The following is a 1,920-nucleotide window of genomic DNA, read 5'->3' as shown; positions in this document are numbered from 1 at the left end:
GCAGCAAAAGCTTTAACAACTGACAACTGGCTTGCCGACTTCCCGCCAGCGAAATCCCCCGGATTTATCAGTGGGGATGAGCTTAAAAGCAGTGCCCCTACAACTCAAAACTTTTTAAGAGCCAAGCTTGAAAGCTTCCACAAATAAATTGTAAATCACACCAATTTTCAGAGCATTGAGCATTTCCACCCACAAAGAACGGGTTTTTAGCCGCGGGAAACCATAAACCAGCAGGTTCACAAACTCTATCAACAATACTAACAGCGCGCCCGCGATAATATCCCAATCACCGGATTGTCCGGCCGTCGTCGAAATAGCTGTTCCCACAAAAGTGCCGAACAGCAAGCTAATTACCAACAGCGAAATCCGCCGCCAAGGATTGCTCGCCCAGCGCGTGAATTGCTCGCCCAGAACATCAATCAATCTGTTAATTCGGGTATTCTGCATAGAAGTTAAAATTTATACTGATGAGTTGTCATTCGATTTGAGATTTTGAGATTCCAAATGCTCCCGATTTACCCCACGGATAAATTCGGGGGCTGGAGGATTTTAGGTTCCAGATGCTCCCGATTGATTCGGCGGATCGATCGCGTGGCGGGTACCACCTTTGAAATACGCTTGTCAAAAAATGCGGTTCGAGATCGACTTCAAATGTTTACCGGGTCTGTATGCCGCCATCTAAAATTTTAAATTTAACATCTAAGATGGTATTGAGCGATCGCCTGACTGCGTTAGCTTTCGCGTGTCGCTCGCGAAAGCCCTCATCTTCGTTAGCAAAGAGGAGAGCTTGCGATCGGTCAAGCAACTAAGCGTATGTGTATCTTGTGGCACAGTAGCCCCTGGTTCTACATTAAAAATAGTTATGACTAATTTCAGGTGTGCGGTCTATTGTTTAAGCATAAAACTTATGAAACTTAAAATTTACCAGATTTTAATTGGATTGTCGATCGTCCTATTTACCGGAATGTTTCTCGGACGTTTTGAAATCACCATCTCCAACGGTGCAAATCAGTCCAGCGAGCTGCCCTCCTCCGCCACAGCACTCCCCCCAATCCCCCCCCTTTCCCCAGTCACCACAGCTTCGGCAGACACCGCCAACGAGCCCAAACCCGACTCAATAGCAGCTCCGGGAGAGTCAGAGGAGGAATTGCTGGCCTCAATCCCTGCAAATGTTAAAGCCACCGGCAGTCTGCGCGTCAGCAACCGCAGCGAACACCCAGTGCGAGTGGCGCTGCTGTCGAAACGGCAAGCCGAGAAATCCTACAAAAAACCCGCACACTGGGATTTTGCACCAGGGGAAGGCGGCGACAAGGGACTGATGCTATCGCTGCCGGAGGGCAAGTTACAAGTCAAACGGGGAGACATTCTGGTGGTTTTTGCTCAGGATGGTTCCCGCCGCTACTGGGGGCCTTATGTCGCCGGGGAGACAGCCTCGCCCGCTTGGAACAGCACAACCGAGGAATGGCAATTAATTTTGCAGCCGTGAAGGCTAGTCATTAGTCATTAGTCATTAGTCATTAGTCATTAGTCATTAGTCCAACGTCATCAGTCATTAGTCCAACGTCATCAGTGATGTCGCCTCCGAGCTTTCCGTACAACGTCATCAGTCCGATGGAAGTCGGAAGTCGGAGGAAGGAGGAAGGAGGAAGGAAGAAGGAGGAAGACATACACAGCCAGCTTTGTCGCGAGCCATATTTGATATTTCATTAGATGGATTTACTTAGCTGCAGCCCGATATTTTGGTTGAGAAAGCCAGTTTTTTCGGTATTGCTGAGCGTGGTGCAAGATTTGATTTTAACCGGATTCGATCGAATTTCGAGTTTCCTGAAGGCAAATCTTTCGGTAGACTCTCTATGCGAGCTAAAATTTTAAATCTAAAATCGCAGGAAGTTTGGGTGAAGGAAGTTATTAAAAATTTGT

General features: G+C 47.7%; 3 protein-coding genes. 2 read left to right on the top strand and 1 reads right to left on the bottom strand.

Annotated features, from left to right (window positions below):
* Positions 1-114: 114 nt before the first annotated feature.
* Positions 115-447: a DUF565 domain-containing protein gene (locus tag WBA89_RS15355; RefSeq protein ID WP_424407842.1), complete on the bottom strand. Its 333-nt coding sequence runs from the start codon at positions 445-447 to the stop codon at positions 115-117.
* 460 nt (positions 448-907) lie between these two features.
* Here WBA89_RS15355 and WBA89_RS15350 point away from each other — a divergent pair, with 460 nt between their 5' ends.
* Together WBA89_RS15350 and WBA89_RS15345 are read left to right on the top strand one after the other, a co-directional pair.
* The gene (locus WBA89_RS15350; protein WP_424407841.1) at positions 908-1,486 is read left to right on the top strand and encodes a hypothetical protein; all 579 of its coding nucleotides are present in this window, start codon (positions 908-910) and stop codon (positions 1,484-1,486) included.
* Positions 1,487-1,739: 253 nt separating this feature from the next.
* A partial coding sequence (locus tag WBA89_RS15345; RefSeq protein ID WP_424407839.1) for a hypothetical protein occupies positions 1,740-1,920 on the top strand: 181 nt, incomplete at its 3' end.

The sequence above is a fragment of the Microcoleus sp. genome (genome assembly GCF_049646505.1).
Taxonomy (GTDB): Bacteria; Cyanobacteriota; Cyanobacteriia; order Cyanobacteriales; family Microcoleaceae; genus Microcoleus.
This window is presented reverse-complemented; position numbering and strand designations above follow the sequence as displayed.

Excerpts from the sequence above, each read along its gene's own strand:
- WBA89_RS15355 (WP_424407842.1), bottom strand. The coding sequence starts at position 447 with ATGCAGAATACCCGAATTAACAGATTGATTGATGTTCTGGGCGAGCAA.
- WBA89_RS15350 (WP_424407841.1), top strand. The coding sequence starts at position 908 with ATGAAACTTAAAATTTACCAGATTTTAATTGGATTGTCGATCGTCCTA.